Source organism: Allobosea sp. GW822-FHT03F07 (assembly GCF_058801345.1).
This window is the reverse complement of record NZ_JBXAND010000011.1, coordinates 88629-107074: the sequence shown is the minus strand read 5'-3', so window position 1 is coordinate 107074 and position 18446 is coordinate 88629. Positions and strand designations below refer to the sequence as shown.

At 66.7% G+C, this 18446-nt stretch carries 19 protein-coding genes; 7 read left to right on the top strand and 12 right to left on the bottom strand.

Annotation, left to right across the window (positions count from 1 at the left end):
• Positions 1-27: 27 nt before the first annotated feature.
• The 5 genes from dnaA to mutM all read right to left on the bottom strand — a co-directional run bounded on the left by dnaA (position 28) and on the right by mutM (position 5582).
• A complete protein-coding gene (gene dnaA, locus AC1RMY_RS23535) occupies positions 28-1464 on the bottom strand; it encodes a chromosomal replication initiator protein DnaA (protein ID WP_492868738.1) in 1437 nt (478 codons plus the stop codon).
• Between the two features lie 894 nt (positions 1465-2358).
• A complete protein-coding gene (gene rpsT / locus AC1RMY_RS23530) occupies positions 2359-2625 on the bottom strand; it encodes a 30S ribosomal protein S20 (protein ID WP_108051406.1) in 267 nt (88 codons plus the stop codon).
• A 182-nt stretch (positions 2626-2807) separates the two neighbouring features.
• Positions 2808-3797, bottom strand: coding sequence for a threo-3-hydroxy-L-aspartate ammonia-lyase (locus AC1RMY_RS23525; protein ID WP_492868736.1), 990 nt, complete (start codon positions 3795-3797; stop codon positions 2808-2810).
• A gap of 34 nt (positions 3798-3831) precedes the next feature.
• The gene (locus AC1RMY_RS23520; RefSeq protein ID WP_492868709.1) at positions 3832-4605 is read right to left on the bottom strand and encodes an enoyl-CoA hydratase; all 774 of its coding nucleotides are present in this window, start codon (positions 4603-4605) and stop codon (positions 3832-3834) included.
• Between the two features lie 86 nt (positions 4606-4691).
• Complete coding sequence (gene mutM / locus AC1RMY_RS23515; protein WP_492868707.1) at positions 4692-5582, bottom strand: bifunctional DNA-formamidopyrimidine glycosylase/DNA-(apurinic or apyrimidinic site) lyase; 891 nt, start codon at positions 5580-5582, stop codon at positions 4692-4694.
• A gap of 114 nt (positions 5583-5696) precedes the next feature.
• Here mutM and ubiE point away from each other — a divergent pair, with 114 nt between their 5' ends.
• Together ubiE and ubiB are read left to right on the top strand one after the other, a co-directional pair.
• Entirely contained in the window at positions 5697-6458 is a 762-nt protein-coding gene (gene ubiE / locus AC1RMY_RS23510; RefSeq protein ID WP_492868705.1) for a bifunctional demethylmenaquinone methyltransferase/2-methoxy-6-polyprenyl-1,4-benzoquinol methylase UbiE, read from the top strand.
• A 106-nt stretch (positions 6459-6564) separates the two neighbouring features.
• Positions 6565-8121 (top strand): 2-polyprenylphenol 6-hydroxylase, encoded by a 1557-nt coding sequence (gene ubiB / locus AC1RMY_RS23505; RefSeq protein WP_492868703.1) that lies wholly within the window; start codon positions 6565-6567, stop codon positions 8119-8121.
• A 116-nt stretch (positions 8122-8237) separates the two neighbouring features.
• On the opposite strand, the gene AC1RMY_RS23500 is transcribed toward ubiB, so the two are convergent.
• From AC1RMY_RS23500 to AC1RMY_RS23490, 3 genes are read right to left on the bottom strand one after another with little or no spacing between them, the layout of a single operon-like run.
• On the bottom strand, positions 8238-8675 hold the full coding sequence (locus tag AC1RMY_RS23500; RefSeq protein WP_492868701.1) for a VOC family protein: 438 nt from the start codon (positions 8673-8675) through the stop codon (positions 8238-8240).
• A gap of 21 nt (positions 8676-8696) precedes the next feature.
• Complete coding sequence (locus tag AC1RMY_RS23495) at positions 8697-9179, bottom strand: DUF1579 domain-containing protein (protein ID WP_492868699.1); 483 nt, start codon at positions 9177-9179, stop codon at positions 8697-8699.
• A 39-nt stretch (positions 9180-9218) separates the two neighbouring features.
• Positions 9219-9761, bottom strand: coding sequence for an SRPBCC family protein (locus AC1RMY_RS23490; RefSeq protein WP_492868697.1), 543 nt, complete (start codon positions 9759-9761; stop codon positions 9219-9221).
• A 180-nt stretch (positions 9762-9941) separates the two neighbouring features.
• Between AC1RMY_RS23490 and AC1RMY_RS23485 the strand changes: the two genes are divergently transcribed.
• The 5 genes from AC1RMY_RS23485 to cysK all read left to right on the top strand — a co-directional run bounded on the left by AC1RMY_RS23485 (position 9942) and on the right by cysK (position 14769).
• Positions 9942-11396 (top strand): AMP nucleosidase, encoded by a 1455-nt coding sequence (locus tag AC1RMY_RS23485; protein WP_492868695.1) that lies wholly within the window; start codon positions 9942-9944, stop codon positions 11394-11396.
• 74 nt (positions 11397-11470) lie between these two features.
• Positions 11471-12748 (top strand): phosphopantothenoylcysteine decarboxylase domain-containing protein, encoded by a 1278-nt coding sequence (locus tag AC1RMY_RS23480; RefSeq protein WP_492868693.1) that lies wholly within the window; start codon positions 11471-11473, stop codon positions 12746-12748.
• A gap of 4 nt (positions 12749-12752) precedes the next feature.
• A complete protein-coding gene (gene dut / locus AC1RMY_RS23475) occupies positions 12753-13238 on the top strand; it encodes a dUTP diphosphatase (RefSeq protein ID WP_492868691.1) in 486 nt (161 codons plus the stop codon).
• Positions 13235-13687: an RrF2 family transcriptional regulator gene (locus AC1RMY_RS23470; protein ID WP_492868689.1), complete on the top strand. Its 453-nt coding sequence runs from the start codon at positions 13235-13237 to the stop codon at positions 13685-13687. Before dut ends, AC1RMY_RS23470 begins: the two co-directional genes overlap by 4 nt.
• A 95-nt stretch (positions 13688-13782) precedes the next feature.
• The gene (cysK, locus tag AC1RMY_RS23465; RefSeq protein ID WP_492868688.1) at positions 13783-14769 is read left to right on the top strand and encodes a cysteine synthase A; all 987 of its coding nucleotides are present in this window, start codon (positions 13783-13785) and stop codon (positions 14767-14769) included.
• Between the two features lie 83 nt (positions 14770-14852).
• On the opposite strand, the gene AC1RMY_RS23460 is transcribed toward cysK, so the two are convergent.
• From AC1RMY_RS23460 to AC1RMY_RS23445, 4 genes are all read right to left on the bottom strand, one after another.
• Complete coding sequence (locus AC1RMY_RS23460) at positions 14853-16181, bottom strand: sensor histidine kinase (RefSeq protein WP_492868686.1); 1329 nt, start codon at positions 16179-16181, stop codon at positions 14853-14855.
• A 129-nt stretch (positions 16182-16310) separates the two neighbouring features.
• Positions 16311-16754, bottom strand: a complete 444-nt coding sequence (locus AC1RMY_RS23455; RefSeq protein WP_492868684.1) for a hypothetical protein — start codon at positions 16752-16754, stop codon at positions 16311-16313.
• A gap of 4 nt (positions 16755-16758) precedes the next feature.
• Entirely contained in the window at positions 16759-17121 is a 363-nt protein-coding gene (locus AC1RMY_RS23450) for a glycine zipper domain-containing protein (RefSeq protein WP_492868682.1), read from the bottom strand.
• Positions 17122-17255: 134 nt separating this feature from the next.
• Positions 17256-18392: an AI-2E family transporter gene (locus AC1RMY_RS23445; protein ID WP_492868680.1), complete on the bottom strand. Its 1137-nt coding sequence runs from the start codon at positions 18390-18392 to the stop codon at positions 17256-17258.
• Between the last annotated feature and the right edge of the window lie 54 nt (positions 18393-18446).

The window sequence follows — 18446 nt, the reverse complement described above, 5'->3', positions numbered from 1 at the left end:
GCCCGCCGATTCGGGGCAGCGCCGCCCCTACTCCTGCAGCATGCGCTTGAGGAGATCGACCTCGTCATGCAGCGAGCGATCCTCCGTGATCGCCTTCTCGATCTTGCGCACAGCGTGCAGCACCGTGGTGTGATCGCGACCGCCGAAGCGCCGCCCGATCTCCGGCAAAGAGCGCGGCGTCAGCGCCTTGGAGAGATACATCGCGATCTGGCGCGGCTTCACCACCGCCGCCGTACGACGCTCCGAAAGGATATCGGCGCGGCTGACATTATAGCGGGTCGCGACCAGCTTCTGGATGTCCTCGATCTTGACGCGGCGCGGCTCGCGGGTGCGGACGAGATCGCGGATGGCAGCTTCGGCCGTCTCCAGCGTCACCGGCTGGCCGGACAAGGTCGCGTGGGCGAGCAGCCGGTTGGCGGCACCATCGAGGTCGCGGCCATTGGTGGCGACGACGCGGGAGACATAGGACACGACGTCGGGATTGACCTGGAAGTTCGGGTGAGCGGCATGCAGGACCTCAAGCCGGCCGGCCAGGATCTTCGCGCGCAGCGCTTCGTCGAGATCGCCCACCTCGACGACAAGCCCGCCACCAAGACGCGAACGGATGCGCTCGTCCAGCGCCTCGAGGTCATTGGCCAGCCGATCGCCGGCGACAACGATCTGCTTTCCGGCGTCGATCAGGGCATTGATCGTGTGGCCGAACTCCTGCTGGATCGACTTGCCCTGGATGAACTGGACGTCGTCGACAATCAGCAGGTCGATGCCGCGCAGCTTCTCCTTGAAGGCGAGCGCGGTCTGCGATTTCAGCGCGGCGACGAAGCCGTACATGAAGCGGTCGGCGGTGAAATAGGCGACGCGCTTGCCCTGGGCACGGGCCTCCTGGGCGATCGCCTGGAGCAGATGCGTCTTGCCGAGGCCGACGCCGGCATGGATGTAGAGCGGGTTATAGGGCGCGGTGCCGGCGGGCGCCGCCGCGATGCGCTCGGCAGCGGCAAAAGCGAGCTGGTTCGACTTGCCGACGATGAAGGCCTGGAAGCTCATCCGGCGATCGAGCAGCGTGCCGCAGGCATCGACCAGATCGCGTTCGCCGGGCTCGACGGCGACGACGCCAGCCGGGGCAGGCTTGGTCTCGACGGGCGCGGCTTGCGCCGGCCGACTGCGCAAGGGCACGATCTCCGCGGCAGGCTGCGCGGCATCGCGCGAAGCGACCTGGCGCACCGAGAGCATGATGCCGTTGAGGTCCGGCAATTCGGCCATGCAGTTGACCCGCAGCCGCTCGGCGTAATGCGCCTCGAGCCAGCTCTTCAGGAAGCGGGTCGGCACGGTGAGATAGGCGACACCGTCAACGATGCTGCCAAGCTCGACACGGGCGAACCAGCTCGAAAAGACGTCCTCGCCGAGTTCCGCCCGCAGGCGGCGGCGCACACGGTCCCAGGCTTCGGCCGGCGAAGCTTGAATCGCCATAGCGTGCACCGCGCCCTCCTCGGCCGGCCGAACCGGCTCCACCAACTCCGCCACCATCGACGCCGACGCAACCTCCACTGCCTCGTTCACCTGTCGCCGTTCGAACATCGTCTGCCCCATTTCATCGAAAATGCACGCACCTAGCCGTGGCGGACACGGGTTGTGTCCGCCCGACCGGCGCTGTTCTGTCCGGTCAAAGGACGAGGGTTCCCACGAACGCGAGCGCTCGCCGGTTCCCCGGTCCGGTCTGATCGATTACGCTTGAAAGGCTCGCCGGAAGGCGGCGCCGCACTTCATCTCAACTCAAAAAGACAAAGAGCCGCATCCTCCAACCTCCCCGGTCGCGAGCCAAAACTCGATAATCTTGTGGAAATGCCGGGCGGCCATCGCTGTCCGACCGGCGTTGAAAAAGACCTTACAGGGCGCTCTCGACGGGCTGCAATATCCCCCTCGCACGGTGCCGGAGAGTCACCCCCCGCAAGGGGCCCAATGACCTACCGGCAGCCGGCTCGCAATTGGTTGGGGAACTTAAGATTTTCTTCATGAAGCCGGGGCAGCGGACGTCCCGAATCTTTTTTTTCGAGCCCCTCGGCGGGGCGCCCAAGAGTCGCCACGATTCCCCAAAGAGAAATGCTTTGCCCACTAAGATCATGAAAAATATGCGCTTTCCCTGCGCGGCCCAACGGGCTGGATCGGTCGATCCCCGGCCCTGAAACACCGCCCGGAGTCAACCCCGTAAAGCCTCGGAAAGATTGCGGAATCAACCAATCGAGCGCTGAAATTTGATCCTCTCGACGCCGTTGCAAATCAGCAACAAGCCGGCTCGAAGACAATAAAAAAGCCCGGCACGAGGCCGGGCTTTTTTATTGTCGTACGAAAGGTCGCGGACTGCAATCAGGAGGCGAGAGCGCCGATCCGATGCGCGAGGCGCGAGACTTTCCGCGAGGCGGTGTTCTTGTGCACGATGCCCTTCTGAGCAGCGCGCATGATTTCCGGCTGGGCAGCCTTCAGGGCCTCGGAAGCGGCGCCCTTGTCGCCGGAGGCGATCGCCTCCTCGACCTTGCGCAGGAAGGTGCGCATCCGCGAGCGGCGCGCCTTGTTGACCTCGGTGCGGCGCTCGATCTTGCGCGTCGCCTTCTTGGCCGACGTCGTATTGGCCATCGGATACGTCCTCGTCTTCATCGCGTCCGGACGCCTGGCATTTTGCCTGGCGGGCACCGACCGCTACCGTAGTGGAAATGCGTGAGCGACGGCCGGTGCTTTCGCGGGCCGTCGCGAGTGGGAGGCGTATAGTCTCAACCTAAGCCGGCGTCAACGCGAAATCGCGACCGCCCTTGCGCTTTTCAGCCAGCGGGGGTGAGGAAGCGGGCATAGCTCGCCAGATCGACATTGCCCCCGCTGATGATGACGCCGACGCGCCGGCCCTCGACCGGCACCGCGCCTGTGAAGGCGGCAGCGGCGGCCAGGCAGCCCGTCGGCTCCACGACGAGCTTCATCCGCTCGGCAAAGAAACGCATCGCCGAGATCAGCGCCTCGTCGCTGACGGTGACGATATCCTCGACCAGGGCCTGGATGATCGGGAAGGTGTAGTCGCCGAGAAACGGCGTCTGGGCGCCGTCGGCAATGGTCTTGGGCACCGGGATCTTGACGATCTTGCCCGAGCGCAGTGATTGCTGGCCGTCATTGCCGGCTTCCGGCTCGACGCCGAAGACCCGGCAGGTCGGGTTCAGCGCCTTGGCCGCCAGCGCACAGCCGGCGAGCAGGCCGCCGCCGCCGAGGCAGACCAAGAGGATGTCGAGCGGGCCCGCGTCCTCGATCAGCTCCTTAGCCGCCGTGCCCTGGCCGGCGATCACGTCCGGGTGGTCGTAAGGCGGGATCAGCGAGAGGCCGCGAGAGCGGGCGAGCTCGGCGCCGATGGCGAGCCGATCCTGGGTGTAGCGATCATAGGTGATGATCTCGGCGCCGTAGCCGCGCGTCGCCGCAACCTTTGCGGCCGGAGCGTCGAGCGGCATGATGATCGTCGTGGGCACGCCGAGCAGCTTGCCCGCATAGGCGATCGCCTGGGCATGGTTGCCGGAGGAGTAGGTGACGACGCCGGCCTTCTTCTGTTCGGGCGAGAGAGCGGCGATCGCATTGTAGCCGCCGCGGAACTTGAAGGCGCCCATTCGCTGCAGGTTCTCGGGCTTGAACACGAGATTGGCGCCGGTGCGGGCGTTCGCCGTGCGCGAGGTCAGCGCCGGGGTGTGATGCGCGACGCCCCTGATGCGTTCCGCGGCCGTCTCGACATCGGCGTAAGCAGGCAGTTTGAGCCCCTCGGGGCCCTTGATGGTCATGCTCATGGTAGCTCTCTACTAAAGGCGGCTCGCGTCAGACGTTCTTGAAATCGGGCTTCCGCTTCGCGGCGAAGGCGGCCATGCCTTCCTTCTGGTCCTGCGTCGCGAAGAGCGAGGAGAACAGGCGGCGCTCGAAGCGCACGCCCTCGGCCAACGTGACCTCGAAGGCGCGGTTGACCGTCTCCTTGGCCATCAGAACCGAGGCCAGCGATTTCTCGGCGATCGCATCTGCAGCCTTCATCACCTCCGTCATCAGATCGGCGAGCGGCACGATGCGCGCAACCAGGCCCGAGCGTTCGGCCTCGTTCACATCCATCATCCGCCCGGTCAGGCAGAGATCCATCGCCTTGGCCTTGCCGATGGCCCGGGTCAGGCGCTGCGTGCCGCCGGCCCCTGGAATGACGCCGAGATTGATTTCGGGCTGGCCGAAGCGCGCATTGTCGGCGGCGATGATGAAGTCGCACATCATGGCGAGCTCGCAGCCGCCGCCAAGCGCGAAGCCGGCCACCGCGGCGATGATCGGCTTGCGGCGCGCGCCGATACGGTCCCAATCGGCGAATTTGTCGTCGAGATAGGTCTCAGGATAGGTCCGCGACTGCATCTCCTTGATGTCGGCTCCTGCAGCGAAGGCCTTCTCCGAGCCGGCCAGGACGATGCAGCCGATGCTTGCGTCCTTCTCGAAGCCGTCGAGAGCTGTATTGATCTCGGCGATGAGCTGGCCGTTCAGCGCGTTCAGCGCCTGCGGCCGGTTCAGCGTGATGACGCCGACCTTGCCCTTGGTTTCGACGAGGATGGTCTCATAAGCCATGGCGGCCTCCCGGATCGCTTCGCTGCGGCAGGTTTAGCGAGGTCCGGCGAGGCGGTCCATGCGCGGCGGTGCAACCCCGAATGCGATTACCGCTTCGGCTGGCAGCTCTCGCAATAGAAGGTCGATCGCCCCGACTGGACGAGCCGCTTCACCAGCCTGCCGCAACCCGGGGTGACGCAAGCCTCCCCCTCGCGGTCATAGACCTTGAAGCGATGCTGGAAATAGCCGAGCGAGCCGTCGGCATGGGCGAAGTCGCGCAGCGTCGAGCCGCCCGACAGGATCGCCTCCTCCAGCACCTCGCGGATGATCCGCGCCAGCTCATGCGCGACCGGGCGCGGGCGGCCGGTCGGCGTCGCGATCGAGCCGGCCTCGGCCTCCGGATGAAGCCCGGCCCGGAACAGCGCCTCGCAGACATAGATGTTGCCCAGCCCCGCGACGAGCCGCTGGTCGAGCAACGCCGCCTTCAGCGGTGCGAACTTGCCCGCAAAGAGCTTCGCCAGCGTCTCCCCGGAGAGTTCGTTGCCGAGCGGCTCGATGCCCATGCCAGCGAAATGCCTGGAGCTGGCAAGCTCCGACCGCGCGACGAGATCCATGAAACCGAAGCGGCGCACGTCGTTGTAGGTGACGCGGGCGCCCGAACCGAGATGGAAGACGACATGGTCGTGGATCAGGTGGCGGCCGATCTCATTGTAATAGGCGCCCGGCTCGACCGGCGGCGTGCCGGGCGCCTCGACCACGAAACGCCCGCTCATGCCCAGATGCATGACCAGCGCCAGGCCGTCGTCGAGATCGGCGATCAGGTATTTCGCGCGGCGCGACAGGGCTTCGACGCGCCGCCCGGTCAGGCGTTCGACGAAGCGCCCGGGCAGGGGAAAGCGCAGATCGGGACGGTTCTGCTCGATGCGCGCGAAGGTCTCGCCCAGCATGGCGGGCTCCAGGCCGCGCCTGACGGTTTCGACCTCGGGTAGCTCTGGCATCGTCGGACTCTTCTGTAAGGCCTGCGTCGAGACGGGCCGCGACAAGCTCCGCTCGTTTGGCTATTCATCGCCACAGCTGAAGACAAGACAGATTTGCACAAGGCCGGCCCGATCGTGACAGCAGCCTCCGACACCACCCATTTCGGCTTCGAGACCGTGAAGCTGGCCGAGAAGCAGGCCAAGGTCGACGACGTCTTCCACAAGGTCGCGGGCCGCTACGACCTGATGAACGATCTGATGTCGGCGGGTCTTCACCGGGCCTGGAAGAGCGCGCTCCTCACCGCGATCAACCCGGCGAAGGACCGCCCCTTCCACCATCTCGACGTGGCCGGCGGCACAGGCGACGTCGCCTTCTCCGTGCTGGAGGCCGGCGGAGCGCAGACCGACGTCACCGTGCTCGACATCAACGCCGAGATGTTGAGCGTCGGTAGCGACCGGGCTCGCAAGCGCTTCCCCGAGGATGATCGCATCCGCTTCGTCCAGGGCAATGCCGAGGAACTCGGCCTGCCCGACAACCATTTCGACTGCTACACGATCGCCTTCGGCATCCGGAACGTGCCGCGCATCGACAAGGCGCTGGCCGAGGCCCATCGCGTGCTCAAGCGCGGCGGCCGGTTCCTCTGCCTCGAATTCAGCCATGTCGACGTGCCGCTGCTCGACAAGGTCTACGAGGCCTATTCCTTCAACATCATCCCGCCGATGGGGCGGATAGTGACCGGCGAGGCCGAGCCCTACCAGTATCTGGTCGAGTCGATCCGCAAATTCCCGAAGCCGCAGGCCTTCGCGGGGATGATCGAGGTCGCGGGCTTCCGCCGGGCAAAGTTCACAGCGATGACCGGCGGTGTCGTGGCGTTGCATTCGGGCTGGAAGCTGTGAGGATACCGTTTGCGTCATGGTCGGGCTCGACCCGACCATCTCGAGAACCAGAGGGCCATCGGCCCGAGATGGTCGGATCAAGCCCGACCATCACGGTTCACCCCGCATGATCTCGGCGCTTTTCCACCTCACACGCACCGCCCGCACCGGCTTCGTGCTGGCGCGCGAGGGCGCGCTCGCGCTCGTCGATCCTTCCGTGCTGCCGCCGGTGGCGCGCGGGATGATCCGGCTCGGGCGGCTGATCGAGCGGCGCGGCGCCGGAACCTCGGCGACGCGGCTCGCAGCCGCGCTGACGCGGCTCGGCCCGTCCTATGTGAAGTTCGGGCAATTCCTCGCGACGCGGCCGGACGTCGTCGGCATGCGGATCGCGTCCGATCTCTCGGCTCTGCAGGACCGGATGCCGCCCTTCGCGATGGCGCAGGCGCGCGCCACGATCGAGGCGGCGCATGGCCAGCCGCTCGAGACGATGTTCTCCGAATTCAGCGAGCCGGTCGCAGCCGCCTCGATCGCCCAGGTGCATCGCGCCCGGCTCAAGGATGGAAGCGAGGTCGCGGTCAAGATCCTCCGGCCCGGCATCCGCGACCGCTTCCATCGCGATCTCGGCGCGATGCGCTTCGGCGCGGAACTGGCCGAGAGCCGCTCGGCGGAAGCGCGCCGGCTGCGCTTCACCGGCGTGGTCGAGACCCTGGCGCGCTCCGTGACGATGGAGATGGATCTGCGGCTCGAGGCCGCCGCGCTCTCCGAATTCGCCGAGAACACGAAAGAGGATGCCGATTTCCGCGTGCCGGAACCCGACTGGCAGCTGACCGCGCGCGAGATGCTGGTCGACGAATGGATCGACGGCGTGCGCCTTTCGGACATCGAGGGCCTGCGCGCCGCCGGCCACGACCTGCCCGCGCTCGGGCGCAACGTCATCCAGTCCTTCCTGAAGCATGCGATCCGCGACGGCTTCTTCCATGCCGACATGCATCCCGGGAACCTTTTCGTCGATGCGCAGGGGCGCCTCGTCGCCGTCGATGGCGGCATCATGGGCCGCCTCGGCCTGAAGGAGCGGCGCTTCCTCGCCGAAATCCTGCTCGGCTTCATCACCCGCGATTATCGGCGCGTCGCGGAGGTGCATTTCGAAGCCGGCTATGTGCCGGGCCACCACGCGGTCGAGGATTTCGCCCAGGCGATCCGGGCTGTCGGCGAGCCGATCCACGACAAGAGCGCCGACCAGATCTCGATGGCGAAGGTGCTGACGCTGCTCTTCGAAATCACCGGCATGTTCGACATGGCGACCCGCACCGAGCTCGTCATGCTGCAGAAGACGATGGTCGTCGTCGAAGGCGTCGCCCGGACGCTCGATCCCCATCTCGACATGTGGTCGACGGCCGAGCCGGTCGTGCGCGACTGGATCACGCAGAATCTCGGGCCTCTCGGACGGCTGCAGGAGGCGGGGCGCGGGGCGCAGTCGCTGCTCGGTAGCCTGGGCAAGCTGCCGGAAACGCTCAGCCGGGCCGAGCGCGTGCTCGGCCAGCTCGAGGACGCCTCGCGCCAGGGCTTTTCGCTGGACGAGCGGAGCGTGGCGGCGATCGGGCGTGCCGAAGCCCAGCGCAACCGCTGGGGCAACTGGGCGCTCTGGGTGATCGCGGCGCTGATCGCTTGGGCGGTGTTCGCGTAAGGCGTGCTACGCCGTCATGCTCGGCCTTGTGCCGAGCATCCACGTCTTGAACACCGCGCTCGACCGGCAAAGACGTGGATGGTCGGGACAAGCCCGACCATGACGCACAAAGAACGCTATCCGCAGTCCGCCTTGTCGGCCGGCATGTCGGCACCGACCATCCAGTTCGTGCCGAAGCGGTCCCGCAGCATGCCGAAGCGCGGCGACCAGAAGGTCTCGGCCATCGGCATCTGCACCGTCGCACCTTCCGACAGACCCGCGAAGATGCGTTCGGCCTCGGCGATTTCCGGCACGTTGACCGAAACCGAGACGCTGCGCATCGGGCCGTCGCTGCGATCGGGCGGTGCGTCGGAGGCCATGAGCAGCTGGCCTTCGATCTCCAGGCAGGCATGGAGGATCTTGTCCTTCCAGGCCTCCGGCACGTGCTCCTCGGCCGGCGTGCCTCTATGGTCCATCATCGCGGTCAGCTTGCCGCCGAGCACGGCCTGATAGAGCGTGAAGGCGTCGCGGCAATTGCCGTCGAACATCAGATAGGTGGAGAGCTTCATCGTCATCCCTCTGCTTTCCGACAACCGTCACGCGTTGCGGCGGTAATGGGCGGTCATGAACTCGATCCACCCGCCATTCCCGTCGGGCGTATAGGAGGACAGGATGCGGTGGCCGGGCGCGGCGATCGTCACGACGTCGCGATAGGGCATCATCGCTCCGTCGCCCGCCATGTTGGGTCCCTCTGTGTCGAGCGTCAGGATCTTGCCGCTCTCGTCCAGCGACCCATCATAGATCCATTGATGCGTCATCATCGAGCCGACGAAGCTGCCGACGAAGCGCCCCTTGGCCGGGTCGAAACCGAGCGTGATCAGCGTCTTGCCCGTCGTGCCATCCGGCATTTCGCCCTCGCCTTCACCGAGTGTCCAGAGACCGCCGAGCGAGCGTACGCTCTCCTTGCCCTTCGACTTCTGGCGGGGCTGGTCGGGGCCCATCGAGCAGTCCATTTCCGAGGTCCATTCGCCGACCAACTGCTGCAGCCAGTCGTGTTCCTTCTGCGGCTTTGCGAACATGGGCTTTCCTCTCCGTTTTTGGTCGTTTCTTGGGTTTCTTCAGACGCGACGCTCGGCTGCCGCCTTCATTGCCGCGAGGCCGGCTTCGAAATCGCCCCCTACCATCCGGTCCATGTCCATGAAGACGTGGATGATCTTGCCGAAGAACGGCGTCGGGCCGGTCATGGTCCAGACTACGTTGGTCGCCTGTCCTCGAGGCTGCAGGATGAAAGCGACGTCATTGTGAGCCTCGAAGGGCGCGATGAAATCGAGCTTCAGCGCGACCTTGGACGGCGCCGCCTCGACGATCTCCATGCTGCCGCGGCCCACATTCTTGTCTCCGTCCCAGGCGTAGCGCGCCCCGACCCCGCTTTCCGCGCCGCTGAAGCTGCGCTTCATGGCCGGGTCCTTCTTCTCCCAGGGCGACCAGGCGCCCCAGGCCTTGAAATCGGCGATCAGCGGTTGGATGCGCTCGGGCGGCGCGTTGATGGCGATCGAGCGCTGGACCTGGAAGCTGTCCGGCTTCATGGCAGCCAGGATCAATACGACCGCAATGGCCACGACGACGAGCGCGGCAAGACTCAGCAGAACCGTCTTCAGCATGTGCGTTTCCCTTACCCGCTCCGCGCAGGAGCACTGTCAGCCTCATGCATTACTTAACTTATCGGTTTAGTAAAAGGGAGCCTGCCCGGAGTCAACCCGGTGGCGGTGTCAGAGACTGGCAGTTGTCACGCGATAGGCCCGGCGGCTAAAGCTCGACCGAACGAAAGGACGCATTCGCCCATGACGTTCGAGACCGCCGCCACCCCCGCCGCCGCCGTCGACCGGCTCGAGACGCTCTATGCGCAAGCACGCAAGGCGCTGCGCGAAGATCTGCAGCGCTTCTTCGAGACGGGGCAGGCGCCGAGCGCGGAGGAGCGGACGCATTACCGCTACCCACTGCTGCGCGTGACCTATGAGCCCTCGAAGCTGCCGGCGGCGACGCGGCGCGGCTATGCCAAATTCGCGACTCCCGGAATCTATTCGACGACGGTGACGCAGCCCGCCGAGTTCCGAAGCTATCTGCTCGACCAGCTCCAGCCGCTGGTCGAGGAGTACGGCGCGACGATCGAGACCGGGATCAGTCCGCAGGAGATCCCTTATCCCTATGCGCTCGACGGCGGCGACGAACTCGGACGCGGCAAGGTCACCGCCTCCGAACTGGCGCGGCATTTCCCGACGCCGCTATTGTCCCTGGTCGGCGACGAGATCGCCGACGGCACCTTCGACATCGTCGAGGGCGAGCCGCGCCCGCTCTCGCTCTTCGACGCGGTGCGCGTCGATTATTCGCTGCGCCGGCTGGTCCACTATACCGGCACGGACTGGCGCGCCGTGCAGCCCTGGGTGCTGCTGACCAACTACCACCGCTATGTCGACCAGTTCGTGCGCCTGGCGCTGGCCGAGATCGAGGCCGGCACGGCGCTGGCGCTGGTGACGCCGGGCGGGGTCAGGATCGAACGCGACGGCATCGACGTCAGCGCCGCCGAGCGCGTGATGTCGGCGCCCTGGCACCGCTTCCAGATGCCGGCCTATCACCTGATCCGCGCGCAGGGCGAGGGCGTGACGCTGGTCAATATCGGCGTCGGGCCTTCCAACGCCAAGAATATCACCGACCATCTCGCGGTGCTCAGGCCGAATTGCTGGCTGATGGTCGGCCATTGCGGCGGGCTGCGGCAGACCCAGATCATCGGCGACTATGTGCTCGCCCATGCCTATCTCCGGCAGGACGGCATCCTCGACGACGTAGTGCCGCCCGATGTCCCGATTCCGGCGCTGGCGGAGGTGCAGGTCGCGCTCCAGCAGGCCGCCGCCGACGTCACGGGCGAGAAGGGCGAGCGGCTGAAGAACCGACTGCGGACCGGCACGGTGGTGACGCAGGACGACCGCAACTGGGAACTGCGCTGGACCAAGGAGCGCCGCCGGATCAACCTGTCGCGCGCCATCGCGGTCGACATGGAATCCGGCACCATCGCGGCGCAGGGATACAGGCTGCGTGTGCCCTATGGCACGCTGCTCTGCGTCTCCGACAAGCCTCTCCATGGCGAAATCAAGCTGCCCGGCGCGGCGAACGCCTTCTACGAGCGCGCTGTCGGCGAACATCTCAAGATCGGGCTCGCGGCGCTGGAGAAGCTCAAGGAAGCGGGCTCGACGATCCATTCGCGCAAGCTGCGGAGCTTTGACGAACCGCCGTTCCGGTGACGGCCATCGCCCCCATGACAGCCCCTCCTGCGCGATGCTAGGTAACAGGCGTCTCCGGCTCAGGAATCCCCGCCTTGTCAGCCTCGCGCTCTATCCTCCTGATCATCGGCGGCGGCATCGCCGCCTATAAGTGCCTGGAGCTGATCCGCCGGCTCAAGGATCGCGGGATCGTCACGCGGGCGATCCTGACCAAGGCCGGCGAGGAATTCGTCACCCCGCTTTCGGTCGGGACGCTGTGCGGCGAACGCTGCTTCACCGATCTGTTCTCGCTGACCGATGAGGCCGATATCGGCCATATCGCACTGTCGCGCTCGACCGACCTGCTCGTCGTGGCGCCTGCCACCGCGGACCTGATCGCGAAGATGGCGACCGGCCTCGCCAACGACCTCGCCTCGACTGCGCTGCTCGCCACCGACAAGCGCATCCTGATCGCGCCTGCGATGAACCCGCGGATGTGGCAGCATCCGGCGACGCGACGGAACATGGCGCAGCTCGAGAAGGACGGCGTGCTCGTGGTCGGCCCCAATTCCGGCGCCATGGCCGAGCGCGGCGAGAACGGGCCAGGCCGCATGGCTGAGCCGGCGGAGATCCTGGCGGCGATCGAGCTCGCCTTGGCCGGCGAGGTGACGCCGCAGCAGCGCGCCATCGGCTTCCTCGGCCGCCTTCCAGGCGGAGCCGCAAGTGCGCCCGGCCCGCTCGCTGGCCGGCATGTGCTGGTGACCTCGGGCCCGACGCATGAGGCGATCGACCCCGTCCGCTACATCGCCAACCGCTCCTCCGGCAAGCAGGGTCACGCCATCGCCGCCGCCGCCGCGGCGGCCGGAGCGCGGGTGACGCTGGTCTCGGGCCCGGTCGCCCTGCCCGATCCCGCCGGCGTCGAAACGATCCATGTCGAATCCGCACGCGAGATGCTGGCGGCCGTCGAAACCGCTCTGCCGGCCACGATCGCGATCTTCGCCGCCGCCGTCGCCGACTGGCGCGTCGCGGATGAGGCGCCCGAGAAGATGAAGAAGGATGGAGGAGCCCTGCCGCCGCTCGCCCTCGTCGAGAACCCCGATATCCTCGCCACCATCGCGCATCGGCAGAGCGGCCGGCCCGATCTCGTCGTGGGCTTCGCCGCCGAAACCGAGAACGTCGTCGCCTATGCGCAGGCGAAGCTCGCCAAAAAGGGCTGCGACCTGATCGTCGCCAATGATGTCGGCGGCACAGGGGTGATGGGCGGCGATGCCAACACGGTGCATCTGGTGACGCCCGAGGGCGTGGAAAGCTGGCCTACGCTCGCCAAGCAAGAGGTCGCGACCCGTCTCATAACCCATATCGCGCGGCTCGTCGCCGGCCGGGTCGGGGCGTGAACGCATGGTGACGGTTCCCGTATGTCGCGTCGGGCATGGCGTCGATCTGCCCTTGCCGGCCTATGAGACAAGAGGCGCCGCAGGCCTGGATCTGCGTGCGGCGCTGCCAAAGCACGGCGCGCTGATCGTCGCGCCCGGTGAACGCATCGCCGTCCCCACAGGGCTGACGGTGCAGCTGCCGGCCGGGTTCGAGGCACAGGTGCGGCCGCGTTCAGGGCTTGCGTTCAGACACGGCATTACGGTGCTCAATTCGCCGGGGACCGTAGACAGCGACTTCCGCGGCGAGATCACTGTCATCCTGATTAATCTGGGCCAGGAGCCATTTACGATCGCAGGTGGCGACCGCATCGCACAATTGGTGATTGCCCCTGTGGCGCAGGCCCTGCTGCAAGAGGTCGACCTTCTCGACGAAACCGCGCGCGGCGCGGGAGCTTTCGGCTCTACCGGGGTCAGTGGCGGCGTGGCCCTCGGCAAGGACGGCTTGCCATGATCCTACTGTCCCGCCGCAGTCAGCTCGCCATCGCAGCGGTGGTCGACATCGCCCTGCATGCCCGCCCGTCGCCGGTCGCGGCCAAGCTTCTGGCGGCGCGACACGACCTGCCGCCGCGTCATCTCGAGACCCTGCTGCAGGCGCTGGTCAGGGTCGGCATCCTCAAGGGCGTGCGCGGTCCCAGGGGCGGTTACGAGCTGGCCCGGGAGCGCCGCCGGATCACTGCCGGCGACATCGCACGTGCCGCGATGCAGGAGGCCGGGGACGAGGCACTCGGTCCGACGCCGCATTCGCGCCTCATCGATGATGTGATCGGGCCGGAGGTGATGCGCGCCTCGCAAGCGTTCCTCGCGGCGCTGGACGAGATCACCGTCGAGGAACTCTGCCGCCGCGCGCAGGACGAGGCCGTCTTTGGGGCGCCCAATGCCGACGTTGATTTCACGATATAGGATGTGATTTATTCGAATTTATCGACACGAGATGTGAATTGAACTAGCCTGCTCTCCCAACCGACGGTTCGAACCGACGCATCAAGGAGCATTCCATGACCGAGGCAGCGCGCAATCTCGAAACCGCACCGGCGAAGGCGCCCGGGCGCGGCCGGATCTACGAATCGATCACCGACACCATCGGCGATACGCCGCTGGTCAAGCTTCACCGCCTGCCCGCCGAGCGCGGCGTCAAGGCGACGATCCTGGCCAAGCTCGAATTCTTCAACCCGATCTCCAGCGTCAAGGACCGTATCGGCGTCAACATGATCGACGCGCTGGAGGCCTCGGGCGCCCTGAAGCCCGGCGGCACGCTGATCGAGCCGACCTCGGGCAATACCGGCATCGCACTGGCTTTCGTGGCGGCCGCGCGCGGCTATCGGCTGATCCTGGTCATGCCGGAGACGATGTCGCTGGAGCGCCGCAAGATGCTGGCGCTGCTCGGCGCCGAACTCGTGCTGACGCCGGGCCCCGGCGGCATGCGCGGCGCCGTCGCCAAGGCCGAGGAGCTGAAGAACGAGATCGCCGGCGCGATCATCCCGCAGCAGTTCGAAAACCCGCACAATCCCGAGATCCACCGCAAGACCACCGCTGAGGAAATCTGGAACGATACCGACGGCAAGGTCGACATCTTCATCTCCGGCGTCGGCACCGGCGGCACGATCACCGGCGTCGGCCAGGTCCTGAAGGCCAGGAAACCCGGCGTGAAGATCATCGCGGTCGAGCCGGAGGATTCGCCAGTGCTGTCGGGCGGTGCGCCCGGCCCCCACAAGATCCAGGGCATCGGCGCCGGCTTCGTGCCGGGCATCCTCGACCGCACGGTGATCGACGAGGTCGTCACCGTCGGCAACCAGACCTCCTTCGAGACCTCGCGGGCGCTGGCGAAGAAGGAAGGCATTCCCGCCGGCATCTCGTCGGGCGCGGCGATCGCGGCGGCGCTGGAAGTCGGGGCGCGGCCGGAGAATGCCGGCAAGACGATCGTTGTGATCATCCCCTCCTTCGCCGAGCGCTACATCTCAAGCGCCCTCTTCGAAGGGCTCTGAAACCGGCTTCAAGAGCCGATGATCGGATAAGAAAAAGGCCCGGTCTCCGACTGGGTCTTTGTCTTTGGCCGTCATGTTCGCATTCAATCCCGCTTGGGGAAGATCAGCGTCGCGCAAGTGCCGGGGCGGCTCGATGACGGATCGAGCGGGGCCGATATCATCGTCGCCTGCATGCTCCTGAGCAGACTCGCGATCACCGTCTGCCCGAGGCCCTTGGCCTCGACCGTCTCGGGCATTCCCACTCCGTCATCCTCGACTGAGAGCGCCAATGCCGGCTCGCCGTCCTGCGTCGTCTCGGCGAAACGGATGACGATCTTGCCCGCCATCCCATCGGGAAAGGCGTGCTTGATGGCGTTCGTCACCAGCTCGTTGACGATGACGACATAGGAGACGGCGTCGCGGCCGGGCAGCCGGATCGCATCCATGGCCAGCGCGACCTCGATCGGCCGGCCCTCGGCGGCCTTGCCGATCTCGGCCAGCAGATCCTCCATATAGGGTCTGGCGTCGATCTCGTCGGTGTCGAGGTCGAGGCGCAGACGGCGCTGGCCGGCGGCGATCGCCTGGATGCGCGATTGGGCCTGCTGGAGCGCAGCTCGCACGGCAGGCTCGCGGCTCTGGCGGCTCTGCACGTTGAGCAGCGCGGAAACCATGGCGAGGTTGTTGCCGACCCGGTGATTGACGTCGCGAAGCAAAGCTTCGATGCGCAGGCGCTCATTCTCGAGTTCCTGCGTCCGTTCGCCGACGATCTGCTCGAGCTCGGCATTGCTTTCCGCAAGCGAGATGCTGCGGCGCTGGCGGGTGCGCAATTGCTGCCGCGCGGCGAAGGCGAGGCCCGCCAAAGCCACGACGATGCCGACGCTCGCCCACAGGCGCCGCCGCTCCTCGTTGCGGTTGAGCGAGACCAATCGAATGTTCTCGGCCAGTTGGATCTGCTGGACGCCGTCGCGCAGGGCATCCATGGCGCCGATGCCCTTGCCCTCGCGCATCACGGCGAGCGCCGCGCCCTGGCGGCCGTCGCGCGCGAGGCCGACCGTCGCGTCGAGTTCCTCGAGCTTGCGCTCGACATGCTCCCGCAGGCCGGCAACACGCTGCTTCTGCAACGGATCGTTCTCGACGAGCCGCTCGAGCGCCTCCAGCGCCGGAACAGCAGCGCTGCGGCCGTTCGTGAAGGGCACGAGATAGCTCGCGGTCCCGGTCAGCATGTAGCCGCGCTGCCCCGTCTCGGCGTCGCGCAGATGGCCGAGGAAACGCTCGGCGCTCTCGCGGATGGCGACGGCGCGGGAGACGCGCTCGGCGGCCTTCTGCGCCTGCAGATTGATCCAGGCCGCCAGCAGCACGGCCACCGCGACGACGCCGATCGCGATGATCGTGACCGTCGCCGAGCGAAGGCGCGCCCGGAGGGCCGGAATCATCGGAATCAGAAAGCGGGAGCGAGGCCTCACCTGAACAGACATGGACACCGTGTTACAGGACGGCAGCCATAATCCCTATGTGAAAAGACAGGTGAAGCGCGTTGGCGGCCGGCATGTGTCGGAACCCGCTCATGCGTCGCTCTCGTCGTCGTCGGCCTCCCCGCCCGTGAAGAACTGCCGGCCGAGCAATGCACCGAGCACGACGACACCGCCGAGCGCGGCGATCTTCCAGCCCTTGCGCGACCCGAGGCCTGCGCCCACCAGCTTGGCGGCGATGGGCGCGGCCACGAGCGCGGTGGCTGCGAGGGGCCTGGCCGGGCGGCGGCGATTCTTGACGTAAAGCCCCGTGCCAAATGCCAGCAGCGCGGCGACCAGCAGCCCGCCGGCAACAAACAGGCTCGCCTCCGCCGTGCCGTAGCGTAACGCCAGGACCGTGTGCAGCGCGCTCAGCGCGTAGCCGCCGGCACAGAGCACCAGCAGCGTTGCGAGCCCGAACAAGGCATAGACGACGACGTTTCGCCTGACTGCACCGGAGATCTCCGATGCGAGGAAGGCTCCGATTCCCCCCAGCATCGGCTCAGCGCGCCGACAGGAAGCCGACGAACAGGCCGACAGCGGCCGCTAGGCCCAGCGCCCGCAAAGGCCGCTCGCGGATTTCCTCCTCGATCAGGCGCTGGAGGTCGGTTGCCTGCTCCTTGGCGACATCGACCATGCGGTCCGTATCGACACCGACCGAGCGCAGACGCTCGCTGACGGTCGCCACCAGATCCTCGGCGCCCCTCGTCAGGCTGTCTTCGATCGCGCCGGCTTCGCGCTTGACCGAGGCGGCGGTCCGGCGGGCCTCGGCGGCGATGGTCTCGCCGCCGGCGACGGCCTCATCCTTGGCGCGCTTGACGGAAGCCGCGGCCTGACGCTTCGCGGAAGTGGTGGTGGTAGCCATGTCGCTTGTCCCATCCCTTGCGTGGATCGAAATCGGTTGAACGGACTTCTGAGAAATCTTTGCCCGCGCCCGACAGCGGTCCGGGCGGGCTTAAAGGGCAACGCATGCGGGCCGTGCGGGTTCCTTGCCGCTGCTCAGGCGGCCTTCGCCTGAGTCTGTTCGTCACTCTGCTCCTCGGCCTGCGCCGCGCGATAGCGGGCGAATTCCTCCTGAGCCACCATGGCGACCAGCAGGATCGGAGTCGAGAGGACCGCGCCGACCGGACCCCAGAGCCAGAGCCAGAAGATGAAGCCGATGAAGACGAGGAAGGGCGAGACCGTGAGCTTGCTGCCGACGAAGACCGGCGTGACCGCATTACCCTCGATCAGATGCAGCACGAAATAGGCGGCCGCCGGCCAGAGAGCCGTGACGAGGAAGGGGGCGTCGATGAGCGCCGCGATGAAAAGCATCGCAGTGACGATGATCGGCCCGATGAAGGCGAGGTAGTTGAGGAGGAAGGCGAGCGCGCCCCAGAAGATCGGGAAGGGCAGCCCGGCTAGCCAGGCGATCGCCATGGTCAGCAAGCCCATGCCGAGATTGATCAGCGTCACCAGCCCGAAATAGCGCGCGACACGCGTCTCGATCTCCTGGAAGAACGAACCAGCCGATTTTCGCGCGCCGCGGCCGAGGCACAGGCGCAAGGCGCGAGCCTTCATATGGCGCCGCGTCGCCAGCCAGAAATAGACCGTGGCGACGAAGATCAGCAGGCCTCCGGCGGCGGTCGAGGAGGTCATCGCGATGTCGACGAGCGGGTTGCCCTGCGAGACGCTGAGCTCGGCGCCGTTCTTGCCCATCATCGCGCCGATCGCCTTCTTGGCCTCGTCCATAGCGACGAAAACGCCCGCCAGCTTGGCCTTGGCCGCCGCCATCATCCCCGGCGCCTGATCGATCCAGCCGGCCATCGGAACCGCCAGGACCGTGACCGCTGTCAGGATGAGGGCAAGGAACAGCAGGACGATCATCGCCGCCGCGAGATGCTGCGGCACGTTGCGGCGAACCAGCCAATCCACCGCCGGTCCGAGAACGAGCCCGAAGATGATCCCGGCCGTGATCGGCAACGCGATGACCTTGGTCAGGTAGAGCGTCGCCGTCGCGAGGATGACGAAGATGCCGACGATCGCGTAGCGCAGGATGAGGTCATGCTCGTAGGGCGTGACGTCGGCGTCGAGTTCCTCGACCTCCGGTTCCGCCATGTAGCGCGGAAAGGGCTTCCAGGCGGATGAATTGAGCATGGCTTCGGTTCCAACGCGCGCGAACCGCGCCCCCCGGCGCGTCTGCCAGGACAA